Below are 16868 nucleotides of genomic sequence, written 5' to 3' on the forward strand. Positions count from 1 at the left end.
CGCAGGCCGGTGGGGCCTGCGGAGCATGGGGGTGCACGGCCGCAGGCCGGTGGGGCCTGCGGAGCATGGGGGTGCACGGCCGCAGGCCGGTGGGGCCTGCGGAGCATGGGGGTGCACGGCCGCAGGCCGGTGGGGCAGGTGAGGCAGGAAGAGCCGCTGGGGCAGGTGGGGCAGGGAACCCCTGGGGCAGGTGGGGCAGGAAGAGCCGCTGGGGCGGGGGGAATCCAGAGCCGTCAGGACTTTTGCGCGGCCTGCGCGGCAGCGGGGGACGCGATTCGGGGCTCCAGGGCTCTCGGGGAACCGGGGCGCGTCCGGCGGCGTTCTAGGGGCAAGGGCGGGCCGGGTGTCACCGGAGGCGGTGGGGCGGTGGCGAGGAGCCACTACCATCGGCCAGCATCGGCGGGCGCCCGCCCGACCATCAGGCCAGGGAGCGAAACGTGCTGATCACCCACGACACCCGGTGCGCGCTCGACACCGTGGTCGATCTGGTGAACACCGCACCGGAGGACGAGTCCACGCCGGACGGGCTGCCGGACCTCGCGGCTCTCACGGATTTCGTGCAGAACCACGAGATCAGCGATGTCGGGGTGCTCTCGGAGTTCGACCTCACGGCGGTGCGCAAGATCCGTGGCCGGTTCGCCGGGATCTTCGCGGCCCCGGACGGCCGGGCCGCGGCCGGGATGATCAACGAGTTGATCGCCGCCGCCGGTACCACGCCCCGTCTCACGGACCACGACGGCTACGACTGGCATGTGCACTACTTCGCGCCCGGCGCCTCCGTCGCCGACCACCTGGCCGCCGACTGCGGGATGGCGCTGGCCTTCTTCGTGGTCGCGGGCGAGCAGGAGCGGCTGCGGCGCTGCGAGGCGCCCGACTGCCGACGCGCCTTCGTCGACCTCTCCCGCAACCGCTCGCGGCGTTACTGCGACAGCCGCACCTGCGGCAACCGTCTGCATGTGGCCGCCTACCGGGCGCGCCGCAAGGAGGCGACGGGCTGACGCCCGCCCGGGATCACGGCTGCCGCCGAGCCGATCGGTGGGACGTCGATGCCGACGCGGTTCCCGGCGGGTGGCGCCGGGGACCGCGCGTACGGCTCACAGCAGGAACAGATCGTGCAACGCAGCCATGAGCAGCAGACACCCGATCACCGCAAGGAAGATCATCAGCGGTGGCTGGGAAAGGGCGAAGAGGCACCCGCGCGGCTCGTCCTTCGGCGGCGCGGCATCGCTCTGTGTCGTGTCCAGCATCTCGCGGCGATGATGACGCAGGTGGCGGCCAGAACGCGATCAAGACGCACGAACATGCGGGAGTTCGCCGAAATCCGTGATGACCTGCACGTCTGTGGTGCGAGCCGGACAGCTTCCGATCATCCGGAGCGTTGGGTCGTTTCAGACGGTCGCGGCAGGATTCAGATGCCGTGCTTCTTGAGGATGGCCTCGATGTCGCTGAAGTCGTCCGTGGCGCCCGCACGGGGCGCGGCCTGCGGCTCGGTGCGAGGCTTGGCGGCCGGGCGGGCCGCCGGGCCGAGGGAGGGCGCCGAGGCCTGCGGGGCCACCGGGCCGTGCTGGGCCGCCCCGGCCACCGCGCGCCCCTTGCGGCCGCGTCGCCGCTCCACCGCCCGCATGGAGAGGAACAGCAGCCAGGCACCGCCGAGCACACCGAAGCCCGCCCAGGCCACCGGGCTGAACGCGGTGTCCGCGGCCCACTCCACGACACCGGTCATGACCAGGCCGAGCGGGACCAGCGCATAGGCGGCGATACGGGCGGCCGTGAGGAAACGCCTGCGGAACGCCGACACCGCCGCGATGCCCAGGCCGGCCGCGGCGACGGCGGAACACACGGTCTCGGCAATCATCCGGTCCTCCAGGCAGCCTCGGGCGGGCGGTGCGCGTCGCCTCCTCCATCCTGCACCCGCCGAACCCCGCCAGGCCATGCTTCGCCCGGACATCAGGGACATCTCCGGGTCGGTTCCTCCGCAGGTGCAGGTGGGGCGTACGACTCGGGGGCGGGACGGGCGCGCGGCGCGGGGCAGCGTCGGAGGCGGGACCGGCCCGTTCCAGGTCAGCCGCCCGGCCGGGAGCCCGGGAGCCGATTGGGAACGGCGCGCCGGTGCTGGGAGACTGGCGGCATGAACGACTCCTCCCCCGACCGCCCGGCGCCCGTCCTCGACGTCTGGTGCGAACTTCAGTGCCCGGACTGCCGCAGCGCGCTGGACGATCTCCGCGCCCTGCGCGCCCGTTACGGCGACCGGCTCGAACTGCGGCTGCGGCACTTCCCGCTGGAGAAGCACAAGCACTCCTTCGCCGCCGCGCAGGCCGCCGAGGAGGCCGCCGAGCAGGGGCAGGGGTGGCCCTACGTCGAAGCGGTGCTGGCGCGGGTCGAGGAGCTGGACCGCAAGGGGGAGACCTTCCTGGTCGAGGTGGCGCGGCAACTCGGCCTGGACGCCGAGGAGTTCGACACCGCGCTGATCGACGGTCGGCACATCCTGATCGTGGACGCCGACCAGGCCGAGGGCAAGGCGATCGGCGTGACCGGCACGCCGACGTACGTCATCGACGGCCGGCGGCTCGACGGCGGCAAGAGCCAGGAGGGGCTGCGCGAGCGCGTCGAGGAGATCGCGGACCGGCTGCTCGCCGGGCAGGACTGACGGCCGGGTCACTCAGAGCAGGTTCTTGTAGAGGGTGTGGCGCGTCGTCGTGTAGCCGAGGGACTCGTAGAGCCGCTCGGCGGGGGTGTTCCCGGCGAAGACGTTGAGGCCGAGGAGGCGCCGGCCGGCCGCGATCGTCTGCCGCTCGGCGAGCAGCATGAGCGTACGGCCGTGCCCTCGTCCTCGATGTGCCGCGTCGGCCTCGACGTCGTAGACGTAGGCCTTGTCGTCCTGGAGCGCCACCCACAGGGTGCCCACCCGCGTGCCGTCCTGTTCCAGGACGCTGAACTGCATGTCCGCCGTGGCCACCCCGTCCGGCAGGAGCCGCTCGTGGTCGCCCTGCGCCTTGGCGTACGCCTCGGCCTTCGGCACCCCCCGCTCGATCCAGGTACGCGCGTACCGTTGCGACTCGTGCTCCAGCCAGATGGCGAAGTCGGCCTCCGTCATGGACCGGGCGTGGCTGCCGGCGGGCAGATCGGGCGGGGTGTCGCCGAGATGCTTCTCCATGCCGCGGTTGCGCGGGACGTAACCGAGTGCCGTCAGGAGCCGCAGCGCCGCCTCGGCGCCGCCGGGGGCGGACGCCTCGATCTGGCGGCAGCCCCAGCCGCGCGCCACCTCCTCCGCGGCGAGGGCGGCGACCGTGCCACGTCCGCGGCGGCGGTCCGGTTCTTCGATGCGCAGGTCGAGGATCCGCGCCACCGAGTCGCCGAAGGCGGGTGACGTGCCGAGATGTACCGCGCCGACGGGACGGCTGTTCACGCACACCTGGTAGTGGCGGGAGCGCGTCCCGTCGGCCGCGCGCTGAAGCGGCTCGGTCGGCCGCAGGGTGGTGGTCATCAGGGCTGTTCTACCCGGTCCTGACCCCCGAGTCCGCCGAATATCCCAGCGTTCTACGGATCGAGGTCGTTGCCCGCCCGCTCGTCGAAGATCCGCATGGCCTTCGCCGTCACCGGGCCCGCTGCGCCCGGCAGTTCGCGGCCGTCGACACGATGGACGGCCTGGACGTCGCGCAGGGTGGACGTCAGGAAGACCTCGTCGGCCCGCTCCAGCACGTCCAGCGGCAGGTCGGTCTCCGTCGCGCCGGTCCACTCGGCGCAGAGCGCGCGGGTGATGCCCGCGAGGCAGCCGGAGGCGATCGGCGGGGTGTGGATCTCGCCGTCGAGGACGACGAATACGTTCGAGCCGGTGCCCTCGCAGAGCCGACCGACGGTGTTGGCGAACAGCGCCTCGGATGCGCCCTGTTCGTGCGCGCGGGCCAGGGCGACGACGTTCTCGGCGTACGAGGTGGTCTTCAGTCCGGTGAGGGCGCCACGCTCGTTGCGGGTGAAGGGGACCGTGATCACGGCGGTGGAGTCCGGGCGGCGCCGGGTCTCGCCGAGGGCGACGACCAGGGTCGGGCCGTGCTCACCGCGGTCGGAGCCGAGCGGGCCGTGGCCGCCGGTGTAGGTGAGGCGCAGCCGGCCCAGCGGCATGGGGTTGGCGTCCAGCACGGCGGCGCAGGCGCGGCGGACCTCGTCGAGATCGGGGTCCGGCAGGCCCAGGCCGCGGGCCGAGCGGGTCAGCCGGTCGAGGTGGCGGGTGAGGGCGAACGGCGCGCCGTCGACCGCCTTGATGGTCTCGAAGACGCCGTCGCCCACGGTCAGCCCGTGGTCGAAGACGGAGACACGGGCGGATTCGGCTTCCTGGAGCCCGCCGTCGAGCCAGATCTTCACTGGTCCCCACCTCACATTTCCGTGCCGGGGACCTGGCTGCGGCCGGGCGTCCGGGGGGCGCCCCCGGACGGACACAGCACGATCACAGTCCCTCTCCACTCACCTCGTACGCCCCCGACGCTACCGCGAGCAGCCGGGATGCCTTCAGTTCGGTCTCCCGCCACTCACCCTCGGGGTCCGATCCCCAGGTGATCCCCGCGCCGGTCCCGAAACGCAGCAGGCCCTCGGCACGGTCGAACCAGAAGGTGCGGATGCCGACGGCCAGCTCACCGGTCCCCCGGTCGGCGTCGACCCAGCCGATGCCCCCGCAGTACGGTCCCCGGGGAGCGGTCTCCAGCGCGTCGATGATCCGCAGGGCGCTCGACTTGGGCGCGCCGGTGACCGAGCCGGGCGGGAAGGCGGCGGCGAGCAGCTCCGGCCAGCCCGCGCCGTCGCGAAGTTCACCCCGCACGGTGGACACGAGGTGGACCAGCCCGGGATGCTTCTCCAGCGCGCACAGATCGGGGACGGTCACCGTGCCGGACGCGCAGACGCGGCCGAGGTCGTTGCGGACCAGGTCCACGATCATCACGTTCTCGGCGTAGTCCTTCTCCAGCAGGTCCGCCTCGGTGCGGCCGGTGCCCTTGATCGGACCCGACTCGACGACTCGCCCCGCGCGGCGCAGGAAGAGTTCGGGGGACGCGGTCGCTATCTCCACTCCGTGCGCGGGCAGGCGGATCGTTCCGGCATAGGGGGCCGGGTTGCCGCGGGCCAGCAGCGCGGTGAGGGCGTCGGGGTCGGCGTCCCGGGCGATGGGCGCCGACAGGACGCGGCAGAGGTTCGCCTGGTAGACCTCGCCGGCCGCGATGTGCCGCCGTATCCGGCGCACTCCCGCCGTGTACGAGGCGCGGTCGAGGGACGAGGTCCAGTCGCCGACGGCCGGGCCGCGCCACGCGTCCGGGGCAGGTGAGGGCACCGGCTCCTCCCTCACGTCCGCGAAGCGCGCGCAGGTCAGACGGCCCTCGAAGTCGGCGGCGACGGCCCAGAAACCGGTGGAGTCGAGGGCCGTGGGGTCGCTGGTGACGTCGAGGAGTCCGCCGGCGACGCGGTCGCCGAAGCGGGCGAGAGGTGGGAGGTCGAGCACGTTGTCGAGTCTATGGCGGGTGTCTCGCGAGTGGCCCGGCCGTGTCCTTCCGGACGGTCCGGCCTCGCGTGTGACCAGGCACAGCGCAGCACGCTGCACAAACGCGTTTTTGTACTGGCCCCGGAATCCGCTAGAGTTCAACACGTCGCCGGGACGCGTGAGCCGACCGAAACGACAGGCGGACGTAGCTCAGTTGGTAGAGCGCAACCTTGCCAAGGTTGAGGTCGCGAGTTCGAACCTCGTCGTCCGCTCGCAGGAAGAGGGGATTTTCCCGGTCCCCTACACTCCTGGTGGAGTGGCCGAGAGGCGAGGCAACGGCCTGCAAAGCCGTCTACACGGGTTCAAATCCCGTCTCCACCTCCAAGGACGATTAGCTCAGCGGGAGAGCGCTTCCCTGACACGGAAGAGGTCACTGGTTCAATCCCAGTATCGTCCACTGGATCTTCTCGAAGGTCCCTACCCGCGCGATTAGCTCAGCGGGAGAGCGCTTCCCTGACACGGAAGAGGTCACTGGTTCAATCCCAGTATCGCGCACGCAGTGCCCATGATCGGCTCCCCGGAGTCACGACCATGGTCCCGAGGACGATTAGCTCAGCGGGAGAGCGCTTCCCTGACACGGAAGAGGTCACTGGTTCAATCCCAGTATCGTCCACATACCGAAGCCCCCGGCCGTCTCGCACGGCCGGGGGCTTCGTCGTGGTGCGCTCCGCTCAGCTGGAGAAGAGCATGCGGCCGAAGCCCTTGTTGCCGTGGTGGCCGTGGTGGCCGCCGTGGTGCCCACCGTGCGGGGCGCCCCAGGCGGGGGCGGGCGGGGCCGGGTAGGCCTGTCCGGCGGGCGGGGGCGGCGGAGCCGGCTGGGACCACTGGGATTCCAGACGGGTCAGGGCCTCCAGCTCGCCGTAGTCCAGGAAGATTCCGCGGCAGCCCGAGCACTGCTCGATCTGGACGCCGTTGCGGTTGTACGTGTGCATGGGCGCATGGCACTTCGGACACTGCATCGTCGGTTCAACTCCTCGCCGGTTGGTCCTGCTTCGTGTTTCGCCAGGACAGACTCTGTCCGGCTGCGGTCGGTTGCACCCTACTTCGCGAGGTTCCGGGACAGCTGGGCGGGGACGGATGCCATTCGGGCACAGGCGTCGACGAGGGACTGCTCCACGTCGTCCAGGGGCCGCTCCGCCTCGACGGCCTTCGTCACGGCCCGTGCGGCGGTCTGGACGGTGAGGGCGCGGGCCGGGACGTCCAGGGCGGGCCAGGGGTCTGTGCCCGGGGGGACGGCCGGGCCGCCGGACGCCCGGTAAGCGGTCAGGAAGCGGGTCCACTCGTCCGGCGGGAGCAGTCCGCAGGCGTACCAGGCGGCAGGGCGGGCCAGGTCCCAGGCCGCGGGGCCCACCCCGAGGTCGTCGACGTCTATCAGCAGCCAGGGACCCTCGGGCGCGGGATGCCGGACGAGCTGGCCGAGGTGGAGGTCGCCGTGGCAGAGGGTGCCGGTGTCAGGGAGGGGGCTCTCGCCGCGCGCCCAGGCGGGGAGGGTGGCCCAGGCCCGGAGTACGGCGTGGGAGGCGGAGTTCCGTGCCGCGGCCCGGAGCCCGGCGATCGCCCGGGCGGCCTTCACGGGGCCGCGCATGGGAGGGAGCGGGACGGGAGGCGGGGTGCGGTGGAGACGGGCGAGGAGGGCGGCGGCGGCCTCCCACGGGGCGGCGTCCGGGGCGTCGGGGTCGACCGGGCTGCCGTAGGGCCAGAAGGTCACCGGCCTGCCGTGCAGGGCGACCGGCGTCGGGGCGAGGGGGGCGAGCAGTACGCCGGGTGTCCGGGCGGCCGTTGTGAGGCGGGCGGTGAGTTCGGCGGGGTCGGTGTCCGGGGCGTGCGCCTTGGCGACGGTGCCGGCGTGCCGGACGACCGTGGCGTCGGCACGGTCGGCGAGGGTGACCACCGCTCCGCAGGCGCAGGCGTCGGCGTGCGGGTGGGCCGCTGCCCTGGCGCGGGCGGCCAGGTCGGAGGCGAGGGGTGGGGTCACAGAAACTTTCCTCGGAGCGGGGCGGGTGCTGGGAGGGTACGTCGGCGGGGGTAGGGGGTTGTGCCGGGGGTGCCCGGGAGTGCGGGAGGTTGCTGGTGGGGCGCCGGAGGTTGCCGGGGGCTGCCGGGGGGCGCCGCAGGTTGCCGGTGGGGCGCCGCAGGCTGCCGGGGGCTGCCGGTGGGGCCCCGAAGGTTGCCAGGAGGTACCGGTGGGGCTCAGGCTGCCGGGAGTTGCCGCTGGGACGTCAGGGTTGCGGGTGGGGCGCCGCAGGTTGCCGGGGGTTGCCGGTGAGGCGCCCGAGGTTGCCGGTGAGGCGCCCGAGGTTGCCGGTGGGGTTGGCAGAGATTGCTGCCCGAGGTTGCTGTCGGGCGTTCCCGGAGGGGGTCGGTTCGGCGAGATGTTGGGGAGGCCGGCCTGGCGGCGTGTGAGGTGGGCGGGGTGGTGACGCGTGAAGCGGGCCGGCAGTGAGGTGTGGGGGCCGCCGGCCGTGCGACGCCTGAGCACCGCCGGGACGGTGACGGATGGACGCCGGCTCGGCAGACGAAGTGGCCATCGCCGCAACGGCCCTGTGGTGGGCGGCAGGGCTGCGCGTGGAGTGGGGGCCGGGCTTGTGCCGGGCGAGGTGACCTCACTCCGTGAATGCCGCCGGAGGCAAAAGCAATGCCGGCGCAGCTCCCCAGCTGCGCCGGCATTTTGCCGTCCGCCGCACCCCCGTCCCCACGGGGTTATGGGTGGATGTCCCCGCCCGGACCGCTCTTCCGGGCCTGGGGTCGCCGCTCAGCGCCCCAGCATCACGCCCACGGACGACGCCTGTGTGGCCACTGTCTCCCAGCCGTCGAAGACGACGAGGAGCAGGACCGCCAGAGGAAGGGCCATGGCCGTTGCCACCAGTGGGTGGCGACGGCCCGTGCGGCGCGGGCGGAACGCGGCGTGCGCCCTGCGTCCCTGCTCGCGGATCAGTGTCCGCGGTGCCGTGTAGGCCATGGTCCCTCTCCTGACCGTTCAGTTGTCGTTGACAGCGGCGAGTGCCTGACCTCGGGGGACGAGTGCTGCACCCGCCGCTTGACCTCAAATCTAGGTGCGCGGCGGATGCCGGGCGTCATGCCCTCGTACCGATTGGCGGGCCTCCCGGAGGATGAGCCATGGGACGGGGCGTACTCCCCTGGGTGGAGAAGAGGTCCTAGGTCTCGGGGTCTTCCCGGAGGGGGCGCCCGGTGTGTCCGGTGTTTTCCGAGCTGTCCTCACGGGGCACCGGCTGCTCGACCAGGGCCAGCACCCGGTTCGCCATGAACCGCGCCGTACGGACCACAACGCCGGTTCGCGTGACTTCGCTCACTTCCACGACACCTCGGCGTACGGCCGTCTCCACCCGGCGGCCCGCCCTGCTCGCCACCACCTCGTACGTACGTGTCGTGTCCCCGGCGTCCACGACTATCTCCACTCGGTCACCCTTCATGCATCCAATCCCCCTTCTACGACGGGTGGTTCGAAGCGCGGACGCCTCAAAGGCGCGTCGACGGCGCGCTCCCTGACCACCCCTCAAGTCTCGCACCCGGCACTGACAATCCGTCCGGACCGGAGGGCGCGGCCTCTGCGCGCAGGCGGCCACGGAAACGTAAGCTGTGCCACGTCACACGGACCGGGCAGCGGGGATGAACATGGCGATGATGCGCCTGAGGCGCGAGGACCCGCGCGTCGTCGGCTCGTTCAGGCTGCACCGACGCCTCGGCGCGGGCGGGATGGGCGTGGTCTATCTGGGCTCCGACAAGAAGGGCCAGCGGGTCGCCCTGAAGGTGATCCGGCCCGATCTGGCGGAGGATCAGGAGTTCCGCTCCCGCTTCGCCCGTGAGGTCTCCGCGGCGCGGCGGATCCGCGGCGGATGCACCGCGCGGCTCGTCGCGGCGGACCTGGAGGCGGAGCGGCCGTGGTTCGCCACGCAGTACGTGCCGGGTCCCTCCCTGCACGACAAGGTCGCCGACGAGGGGGCGCTCGGCGCCGCCGACGTCGCCGCGGTCGGGGCCGCCCTGTCCGAGGGGCTGGTCGCGGTGCACGAGGCCGGGGTCGTCCACCGGGACCTGAAGCCGTCCAACATCCTGCTCTCCCCCAAGGGCCCCCGGATCATCGACTTCGGCATCGCCTGGGCGACCGGGGCCTCCACGCTCACCCATGTCGGCACGGCCGTCGGCTCCCCCGGCTTCCTCGCGCCCGAGCAGGTGCGCGGCGCCACGGTCACGCCCGCCACGGACGTGTTCTCGCTGGGCGCCACCCTGGCGTACGCCTCCACCGGCGACTCCCCCTTCGGGCACGGCAGTTCCGAGGTGATGCTCTACCGCGTCGTCCACGAGGAGCCCCAGCTGCACGGCGTGCCGGACGCGCTGGCTCCCCTGGTGCGGGCCTGTCTGGCGAAGGACCCCGAGGAGCGGCCGAGCACGCTGGAGCTGTCGCTGCGGCTGAAGGAGATCGCCGCACGTGAGGCGCAGGGCCTTATCGAGGGGCGGCCGCCCGCGCCGCGCAGTGGCGAGGCGGACCGGCCCACCGGGCGGCTCGCCGACACCTACCCCGACCGCGCGCCGCGCCGGCAGCAGCAGGGCGGGCCGGTGACTCCGGCACCCCGGAGCGCGGGCAGCTCGCGGGGTCCCGCTCCGGCGCGGGGCGCGCAGCCGTCCCGGGGCGGCGGTGCTTCCTCCCGGAGCGGCGGTTCCGCCTCCCGGTCCGGGGCGCGGCCCACGCCCGCCTCGCGGAACACGCCGGCGCGCAACACCACCCGCTCCGGCAGCGGCAGTCGTACGGCACCGCGCGGCGGCGGTCGTCCGGCGTCGCGGCCCACCGGGACCGGGCGGCGGCCGGCCAATCCGCGGCTGCTGCGGCAGCGGCTGTTCGTCTTCGTGGTCGTCACGCTGCTCGTGGCGCTCGGCATCGGTGTCGTGCAGGGCTGTCAGGCATCGACGCGTGGGCTCGGCGACGAGCGGGGCGGCACGGGCGAGCGGCAGGAGCAGGTACAGTCCGGCCACCGGCCGCTGGACAACGGGACGTTGCTCGCCGAGCACCACGCATCGACGTTCGAGCAGTCCCCGTAAGCCTGCTGCGAGTCACCGTAGGCCTGCCGCGAATCGCACGTGGGCCCGCCGCGAATCCTGCAGGCCCGCCGCGAGTCCCGTAAGCCTGCCGCCCCGGAGGGCCCCGCTACGGCGAGGGGCGGCCCGTGGCGACCGCGTAGAACGCGACCGCGGCCGCCGCGCCCACGTTGAGGGAGTCGACGCCGTGGGACATGGGGATGCGGACCCACTCGTCGGCCGCGACCAGGGCCTGGGTCGACAGGCCGTCGCCCTCCGCGCCCAGCATGAGGGCGACGCGGTCCATCCGGTGCGGGGCGGCCTCGTCGAGCGCCCTGGCCTTCTCGTCGGGGGTCAGCGCGAGCAGCGCGAAGCCGGCCTCGCGGACCGACTCCAGGCCTTTGGGCCAGCTGTCCAGCCGGGCGTACGGCACGGAGAAGACGGCGCCCATGGAGACCTTGACGCTGCGGCGGTACAGGGGGTCGGCGCAGTCCGGTGACAGCAGGACCGCGTCCATGCCGAGCGCGGCGGCCGAGCGGAAGATGGCGCCGATGTTGGTGTGGTCGTTGACCGACTCCATGATGACGACCCGGCGGGCGGACCGGAGGAGTTCGGCGGCCGTGGGCAGGGGCTTGCGCTGCATGGAGGCGAGGGCGCCGCGGTGCACGTGGTAGCCGGTGACGCGTTCGGCGAGTTCCGGGCTGACCGCGTAGACAGGGGCGGGGAGTTCGTCGATGACGTCGCGCATGACGTCGACCCACTTGGCGGACAGCAGCATCGACCGCATCTCGTAGCCCGCGTCCTTGGCGCGGCGGATGACCTTCTCGCCCTCGGCGATGAAGAGGCCTTCCGCGGGTTCGCGCTTGCGGCGCAGTTCGACGTCGGTCAGGCCCGTGTAGTCGCGCAGGCGCGGGTCGTCGGGGTCCTCGACGGTGATGAGATCGGCCACAGGGTGATACTGCCTTGTCGTACGTACGGTGCCAACGGCTCGGGACGGGTTGTGTTACCCGGGGTTACGCGGGGTCTGGGGGCCGACGCCGACGACCTCGCCGACGACGATCACGGCCGGCGGCCTGACCTCCTGCTCGCGCACGGTCTCGGCGACGGTCGCCAACGTCGCGTCGACGCGGCGCTGGGCGGCGGTCGTGCCTTCCTGGACGAGGGCGACGGGCGTCTCGGCCGGCTTGCCGTGCGCGACGAGGGTCTCCGCGATCCTGCCGATCTTGTCGACGCCCATGAGGACCACCAGCGTGCCGGTGAGCTTGGCGAGGGACGGCCAGTCGACGAGGGAGCGCTCGTCGTCGGGGGCGACATGACCGCTGACCACGGTGAACTCGTGCGCGACCCCCCGGTGGGTGACCGGGATGCCGGCCGCGCCCGGGACCGAGATGGAGCTGGAGATGCCGGGGACGACCGTGCACGGGATGCCGGCCTGGGCGAGGGCCTGGGCCTCCTCCATGCCACGGCCGAAGACGAAGGGGTCGCCGCCCTTGAGGCGTACGACGGACTTGCCCTGCTTGGCGTGCTCGATCAGGGCGTTGTTGATGGCCTCCTGGGCCATGTAACGGCCGTACGGGATCTTCGCCGCGTCGATCACCTCGACGTGCGGGGGCAGTTCGGCGAGGAGGTCGCGGGGGCCGAGGCGGTCGGCGATGACGACGTCGGCCTCGGCGAGCAGGCGGCGGCCGCGCACGGTGATCAGGTCCGGGTCGCCGGGACCGCCGCCGACCAGGGCGACGCCGGCGGTGCGGGTGCGGTGGTGCGGGGCGACCAGGGTGCCGTCGCGCAGGCCCTCCACGACCGCGTCGCGGACGGCGGCGGTGTGGCGGGGGTCGCGGGACTTGGTGTCCGTGGTGAGGATCGCGACGGTGACGCCCTCGCTGTGGCCGGTGGCCGGGGTCCAGGCGGTGGCCGCTTCGGCGTCGTCGGAGCGGACGCACCAGACGCGGTGGTGCTCGGCCTCCGCCGAGGCGCGGGTGTTCGCCTCGGGGTCACTGGTGGCGATCAGGGCGTACCAGGCGCCGACGAGGTCCCCCTCGGCGTAGGGCCGCCGCTCCCAGGTGATCTCGCCCGCGTCCGCCATGGCCTCCACCGAGGGCGTGGCCTGCGGGGAGACGAGGAGGACGTCCGCGCCGGCCGCGATCAGGGCGGGCAGGCGGCGCTGGGCGACCTGGCCGCCGCCGAGGACGACCACACGGCGGCCGGTGAGGCGGAGGCCTACGGGGTAGGCGGGGTGTTCGGCCATGAGGGTGCGGCTCCTCGTGCGGGCGTGCGATGGGCGCTACGGCTCCGGAGCAGCCCTGACGTGCGGATTTTAGAATGCGTTCAGCGTACGGCCGGGGCCGGGTGGGTGCTACGGAGCGCCCACCCGGCTCGCCCGGCCCGGGGTGCCTACTTCTCGGTCACTCCCGCCGAGTCGAACGTCGCCACCTCGTGCATCGCCCTGGCCGTGCTCTGGACCAGCGGCAGCGCCAGCAGCGCGCCCGTGCCCTCGCCGAGCCGGAGGTCGAGGTCGACCAGGGGGCGCAGGCCCAGCTTGTTCAGGGCGGCCACGTGTCCGGGCTCCGCGCTGCGGTGTCCCGCGATGCAGGCCGCGAGGACCTCGGGGGCGATGGCGCGGGCGACCAGGGCGGCCGCCCCGGCGCTGACGCCGTCCAGGATCACCGGCGTCCGCAGGGACGCCCCGCCGAGGAGGAGGCCGACGATGGCGGCGTGTTCGAGGCCGCCGATCGCGGCGAGGACGCCGATGGGGTCGGCCGGGTCGGGCTGGTGGAGCTCGAGGGCACGGCGCACGACCTCGGTCTTGCGGGCGAGGGTCTCGTCGTTGATGCCGGTGCCCCGGCCGGTGACCTCCGCCGGGTCCGCACCCGTGAAGACCGAGATCAGGGCGGCGGACGCGGTGGTGTTGGCGATGCCCATCTCACCGGTGAGCAGCGCCTTGTTGCCCGCCGCCACCAGGTCGCGGGCCGTCTCGATGCCGACCTCGATGGCCTGCCTGGCCTCCTCGCGGGTCATCGCGGGGCCGGTGGTCAGGTCGCCGGTGCCTGGGCGGATCTTGCGCGGCAGCAGGCCCGGGGTGGACGGTAGCTCCGCGGCGACACCCACGTCGACGATGCAGACCTCGGCGCCGACCTGGCTCGCGAAGGCGTTGCAGACCGCTCCCCCGCCGAGGAAGTTGGCCACCATCTGGGCGGTGACCTCCTGCGGCCAGGGGGTGACGCCCTGGGCGTGCACGCCGTGGTCGCCCGCGAAGATCGCGACGGCCGCGGGCTCCGGGATGGGCGGCGGGCACTGCCGGGACAGGCCGGACAGCTGGGCGGAGATGATCTCCAGCATGCCGAGTGCGCCGGCCGGCTTGGTCATCCGCTTCTGCCGCTCCCACGCCTCGCCGAGCGCCTTCGCGTCCAGCGGCCGGATCTGGGCGACGGTCTCGGCCAGCAGGTCGTGCGGCTCCTCGCCGGGCAGGGCGCGGCGGCCGTACGTCTCCTCGTGGACGACCCAGGACAGCGGGCGGCGCTTGGACCAGCCCGCCTGCATCAGCTCGGGCTCCTCCGGGAACTCGTCGACGTACCCGACGCACAGGTAGGCCACGACCTCCAGATGCTCGGGCAGGCCCAGCGTGCGGACCATCTCGCGCTCGTCGAAGAAGCTGACCCAGCCGACACCGAGGCCCTCCGCGCGGGCCGCGAGCCAGAGGTTCTCGACCGCGAGCGCCGAGGAGTACGGGGCCATCTGCGGCTGGGTGTGCCGGCCGAGGGTGTGCCGGCCGCCGCGGGTCGGGTCCGCGGTGACGACGATGTTCACCGGGGTGTCGAGGATGGCCTCGATCTTCAGTTCCTTGAACTGCTTCGCCCGGCCCTTCGGGAGGGACTTGGCGTAGGCCTCGCGCTGGCGCATGGCCAGTTCGTGCATCGTGCGCCGGGTGTCGGCGGACCTGATGACGACGAAGTCCCAGGGCTGCGAGTGCCCGACCGAGGGCGCGGTGTGGGCGGCCTCCAGGACGCGCAACAGCACCTCGTGCGGGATGGGGTCGCTGCGGAAGCCGTTGCGGATGTCACGCCGTTCGCGCATGACCTTCAGTACGGCCTCGCGCTCGGCGTCGTCGTAGGCGGGCGCGGCGGGGCCGGTGGACTGCTGTGCTTCTGCCACGGGGGCCGTGCTCATTTCTTGCGGGTCGTGCGGGGCTTGCTGGTCCTGCGGGGCTTGGGGGCCCTGCGGGTGCTGCTGGTCGAGCTGGTTCTGCTGGTTCTGCTGATTCAGCAGCTCTTGCCGGTTCAGCAGGTCCTGCTGGTCGAGCAGATCCCGCTGGTCCTCCTGGTCGGCGGCCCGGGTGTCCAGGTCGTCCGCGTTCTGCACCAGTTGCACGGGTTCGGGGGCCGACGCGGGGTCGGCCTCGCGGGGGCCGGGGACCATGGCCACGGCTTCCGGCTGCGCCGAGAACTCGGGCGCCTGCTCCTGGGCGGGGAGGACGATGGGGTGCGGAGGGGTGGGCGCGAGATGCGGGGTGGTCGGCACGGTGCCCTCCACCGGCACGAACCGGCCGAGCGACTGGTCGGGCTGCGGCGCCGGGACGGCGTCGGGCGCGCTGTCCTGCGGCTGCTCGACGGGCGCGCCGGGGTCCGCCTCGGCTGTCGCGTCCTCGGCGTGCGGGACGGGCCGCAGGGGGAGTTCGTCCATGACCGGGGCCACGACCGGAGCCACGGCCTGTGCCTCGGCCGCCCCGCCCGCGGCGACGGACTGCTCGGGCTGCGGCGCGGATTCGGCGGCGGCGGCCGGTGTGAGCGGCTCGGCGACGTCCTGGGGCTCCGGGGCCTGGGCGGGTTCGGGCGCGAGGGGGGCCGCCTCGGGGGCGAGCGCGGGCTCGGCCGCGCCCGCGTCCTGGGCCTGCGCCATGTCGTGGTCCGGCGGCAACACGGATTCGGGGGCGAGTGCGGGCGTGGCGGCCTGGGCTTCCTCGGCGCCGTCGGCGGGCGCTCCCTCCGGGGCTGCGGGAAGTTGCTCCGGCTCTGGGGCGGACCCGGGCTCGGCGATCGGCGTCGCCTCCTCCGCGACGACCGGGGCGCTCGGAGCCTCACCGGCGTCGGGGACGAACGGCTGCGCGTCCGCGGCGCCCTGCCCCGCGGGAACCGACGCTTCGGCGTCCGCCTCGGGGCCGAACGCCGGATCGACTGCGGCCTCCGCCTCGGCGGCGTGGGCGTCGCCGTACCCGGATGTCCCGGAGGCTCCGGCCTCCGCAGCGATCCGCGCCATCGCGGCCTGCGCCGCACCCACCGGCTCCGACGCCGCCTGGACAGGTACGGGCACCTCGGCCTGCGCGTGGGCCTCACCCTGCGCATGGACCTGCGCCATCGACTGCGAGTGCGCCTCGGCGTGCTCGTGAGCCTGCGCCGCCGGCTGCGCGTGCGCGTCGCCCTGCGCGGGGCCCTGCTCCATCGACTGCGCGTGCGCCTCACCCTGCGCCATGGACTGCGCGTACACCTCGGCCTGGTCCTGAGCCTGCGCGGCCGCCTCACCCTGGACCTGGGCGTGTGCGCGCTCGTACACCTGCCCCGCCGGGACAGCAACCGGAACAACCGTTTCCGCAGGCGTCACCTCCGCGCCCACCGGCGTCTGCGCCCCGGTCGGCTGCGGCGCGGCAGTCCGGGGGCCGCCCCACGGCGCGGAAGCCTGCGGCACCGCACCCTGCTGCGGCATCTCCCGCACCTGCGGGACGTCGAGGTACTCGGGCCCGGTGGTGGGCGGCCCCACCTGCCGTACGGGCGCGCCCGCGGGGCCGCGGTCGGCGAGGGAGCGGACCGGGCTCGCGGAGGCGTCGGGAATCGGCGGGCCCAGGTGCAGCGGGCGGCGCGGCGCGGCGGCGGGCGCGGGCGACGGCGAGGCCGGCGTCGGGCCCGGCAGGCGGACTCCGGTCAGGTCGACCGAGCCGCTGTCACGGCCGGACATCTCGTGCGCGCCGGGTTCGTGGAGGGCCTCGACGACCGGCTCGGGCGGCGGCGGGGCGACCTCGTTGCCCCAAGCCCCCTGCGCGCCGGGGAGCAGCAGGTCCTCCTCCTCGGCGGACGCCTCGGAGACGTAGGTGTACGCGCCGGGAACGGAGACGCCCGGCTGTTCCGCCAGGCCTGCGTTCTCCGGCAGCCCCTCGCCCGGGACCTGGCCGGTGTCGGTCATGCGTAACCCCTCGCCCATCGGTTGATGCTCCTACGTCCAGCTCACCCGGAACGGCGCACCGACCGCCCCGCCGTGAAGAACGAGCGCGCGTGCCCAGCGGCACGAACGACCCGCCGGAAAAGGCGACAAAGCCATTCAGTGGCATTGTCGC

At 73.6% G+C, this 16868-nt stretch carries 15 protein-coding genes and 5 tRNA genes; 8 read left to right on the forward strand and 12 right to left on the reverse strand.

Annotation, left to right across the window (positions count from 1 at the left end):
- The first annotated feature begins 437 nt into the window (after positions 1 to 437).
- Positions 438 to 998, forward strand: coding sequence for a CGNR zinc finger domain-containing protein (locus tag ACFV6X_RS20805; protein ID WP_385385550.1), 561 nt, complete (start codon positions 438 to 440; stop codon positions 996 to 998).
- 96 nt (positions 999 to 1094) lie between these two features.
- On the opposite strand, the gene ACFV6X_RS20810 is transcribed toward ACFV6X_RS20805, so the two are convergent.
- On the reverse strand, positions 1095 to 1247 hold the full coding sequence (locus ACFV6X_RS20810; protein ID WP_189699665.1) for a hypothetical protein: 153 nt from the start codon (positions 1245 to 1247) through the stop codon (positions 1095 to 1097).
- Between the two features lie 161 nt (positions 1248 to 1408).
- The gene (locus ACFV6X_RS20815; RefSeq protein ID WP_385385552.1) at positions 1409 to 1855 is read right to left on the reverse strand and encodes a hypothetical protein; all 447 of its coding nucleotides are present in this window, start codon (positions 1853 to 1855) and stop codon (positions 1409 to 1411) included.
- A gap of 273 nt (positions 1856 to 2128) precedes the next feature.
- Between ACFV6X_RS20815 and ACFV6X_RS20820 the strand changes: the two genes are divergently transcribed.
- Entirely contained in the window at positions 2129 to 2647 is a 519-nt protein-coding gene (locus ACFV6X_RS20820) for a DsbA family protein (RefSeq protein WP_385385554.1), read from the forward strand.
- Positions 2648 to 2659: 12 nt separating this feature from the next.
- On the opposite strand, the gene ACFV6X_RS20825 is transcribed toward ACFV6X_RS20820, so the two are convergent.
- The 3 genes from ACFV6X_RS20825 to ACFV6X_RS20835 form a co-directional block, all read right to left on the reverse strand.
- Positions 2660 to 3484: a GNAT family N-acetyltransferase gene (locus ACFV6X_RS20825; protein ID WP_385385556.1), complete on the reverse strand. Its 825-nt coding sequence runs from the start codon at positions 3482 to 3484 to the stop codon at positions 2660 to 2662.
- A gap of 53 nt (positions 3485 to 3537) precedes the next feature.
- Positions 3538 to 4359 (reverse strand): aminotransferase class IV, encoded by an 822-nt coding sequence (locus tag ACFV6X_RS20830; protein ID WP_385385558.1) that lies wholly within the window; start codon positions 4357 to 4359, stop codon positions 3538 to 3540.
- Between the two features lie 82 nt (positions 4360 to 4441).
- Positions 4442 to 5482: a chorismate-binding protein gene (locus tag ACFV6X_RS20835; RefSeq protein ID WP_365448964.1), complete on the reverse strand. Its 1041-nt coding sequence runs from the start codon at positions 5480 to 5482 to the stop codon at positions 4442 to 4444.
- Positions 5483 to 5660: 178 nt separating this feature from the next.
- Between ACFV6X_RS20835 and ACFV6X_RS20840 the strand changes: the two genes are divergently transcribed.
- The 5 genes from ACFV6X_RS20840 (at position 5661) to ACFV6X_RS20860 (ending at position 6134) form a co-directional block, all read left to right on the forward strand.
- Positions 5661 to 5733: transfer RNA gene (locus tag ACFV6X_RS20840), tRNA-Gly, on the forward strand.
- Between the two features lie 38 nt (positions 5734 to 5771).
- Positions 5772 to 5845: transfer RNA gene (locus tag ACFV6X_RS20845), tRNA-Cys, on the forward strand.
- Position 5846: 1 nt separating this feature from the next.
- Positions 5847 to 5918 (forward strand) — tRNA-Val (locus ACFV6X_RS20850).
- A 26-nt stretch (positions 5919 to 5944) separates the two neighbouring features.
- Positions 5945 to 6016: transfer RNA gene (locus ACFV6X_RS20855), tRNA-Val, on the forward strand.
- A gap of 46 nt (positions 6017 to 6062) precedes the next feature.
- Positions 6063 to 6134: transfer RNA gene (locus ACFV6X_RS20860), tRNA-Val, on the forward strand.
- A gap of 58 nt (positions 6135 to 6192) precedes the next feature.
- Here ACFV6X_RS20860 and ACFV6X_RS20865 read toward each other — a convergent pair.
- The 4 genes from ACFV6X_RS20865 to ACFV6X_RS20880 all read right to left on the reverse strand — a co-directional run bounded on the left by ACFV6X_RS20865 (position 6193) and on the right by ACFV6X_RS20880 (position 8952).
- On the reverse strand, positions 6193 to 6480 hold the full coding sequence (locus tag ACFV6X_RS20865) for a zf-TFIIB domain-containing protein (RefSeq protein ID WP_385385560.1): 288 nt from the start codon (positions 6478 to 6480) through the stop codon (positions 6193 to 6195).
- Between the two features lie 80 nt (positions 6481 to 6560).
- On the reverse strand, positions 6561 to 7496 hold the full coding sequence (locus ACFV6X_RS20870) for a phosphotransferase family protein (protein WP_385385562.1): 936 nt from the start codon (positions 7494 to 7496) through the stop codon (positions 6561 to 6563).
- Between the two features lie 777 nt (positions 7497 to 8273).
- Positions 8274 to 8480 (reverse strand): hypothetical protein, encoded by a 207-nt coding sequence (locus ACFV6X_RS20875; RefSeq protein WP_189699657.1) that lies wholly within the window; start codon positions 8478 to 8480, stop codon positions 8274 to 8276.
- Positions 8481 to 8676: 196 nt separating this feature from the next.
- Positions 8677 to 8952 (reverse strand): hypothetical protein, encoded by a 276-nt coding sequence (locus ACFV6X_RS20880; RefSeq protein WP_385385564.1) that lies wholly within the window; start codon positions 8950 to 8952, stop codon positions 8677 to 8679.
- A gap of 196 nt (positions 8953 to 9148) precedes the next feature.
- Here ACFV6X_RS20880 and ACFV6X_RS20885 point away from each other — a divergent pair, with 196 nt between their 5' ends.
- Entirely contained in the window at positions 9149 to 10573 is a 1425-nt protein-coding gene (locus tag ACFV6X_RS20885) for a protein kinase (RefSeq protein WP_385385721.1), read from the forward strand.
- 106 nt (positions 10574 to 10679) lie between these two features.
- Here ACFV6X_RS20885 and ACFV6X_RS20890 read toward each other — a convergent pair whose 3' ends face one another.
- The 3 genes from ACFV6X_RS20890 to cobT all read right to left on the reverse strand — a co-directional run bounded on the left by ACFV6X_RS20890 (position 10680) and on the right by cobT (position 16717).
- The gene (locus ACFV6X_RS20890; protein ID WP_385385566.1) at positions 10680 to 11498 is read right to left on the reverse strand and encodes a TrmH family RNA methyltransferase; all 819 of its coding nucleotides are present in this window, start codon (positions 11496 to 11498) and stop codon (positions 10680 to 10682) included.
- A 54-nt stretch (positions 11499 to 11552) separates the two neighbouring features.
- Positions 11553 to 12794, reverse strand: coding sequence for a uroporphyrinogen-III C-methyltransferase (gene cobA / locus ACFV6X_RS20895; RefSeq protein ID WP_385385567.1), 1242 nt, complete (start codon positions 12792 to 12794; stop codon positions 11553 to 11555).
- Positions 12795 to 12940: 146 nt separating this feature from the next.
- Complete coding sequence (gene cobT, locus ACFV6X_RS20900; protein ID WP_385385569.1) at positions 12941 to 16717, reverse strand: nicotinate-nucleotide--dimethylbenzimidazole phosphoribosyltransferase; 3777 nt, start codon at positions 16715 to 16717, stop codon at positions 12941 to 12943.
- Between the last annotated feature and the right edge of the window lie 151 nt (positions 16718 to 16868).

Origin of the sequence: Streptomyces sp. NPDC059861 (assembly GCF_042731435.1) — a bacterium.
Classification (GTDB): Bacteria; Actinomycetota; Actinomycetes; order Streptomycetales; family Streptomycetaceae; genus Streptomyces.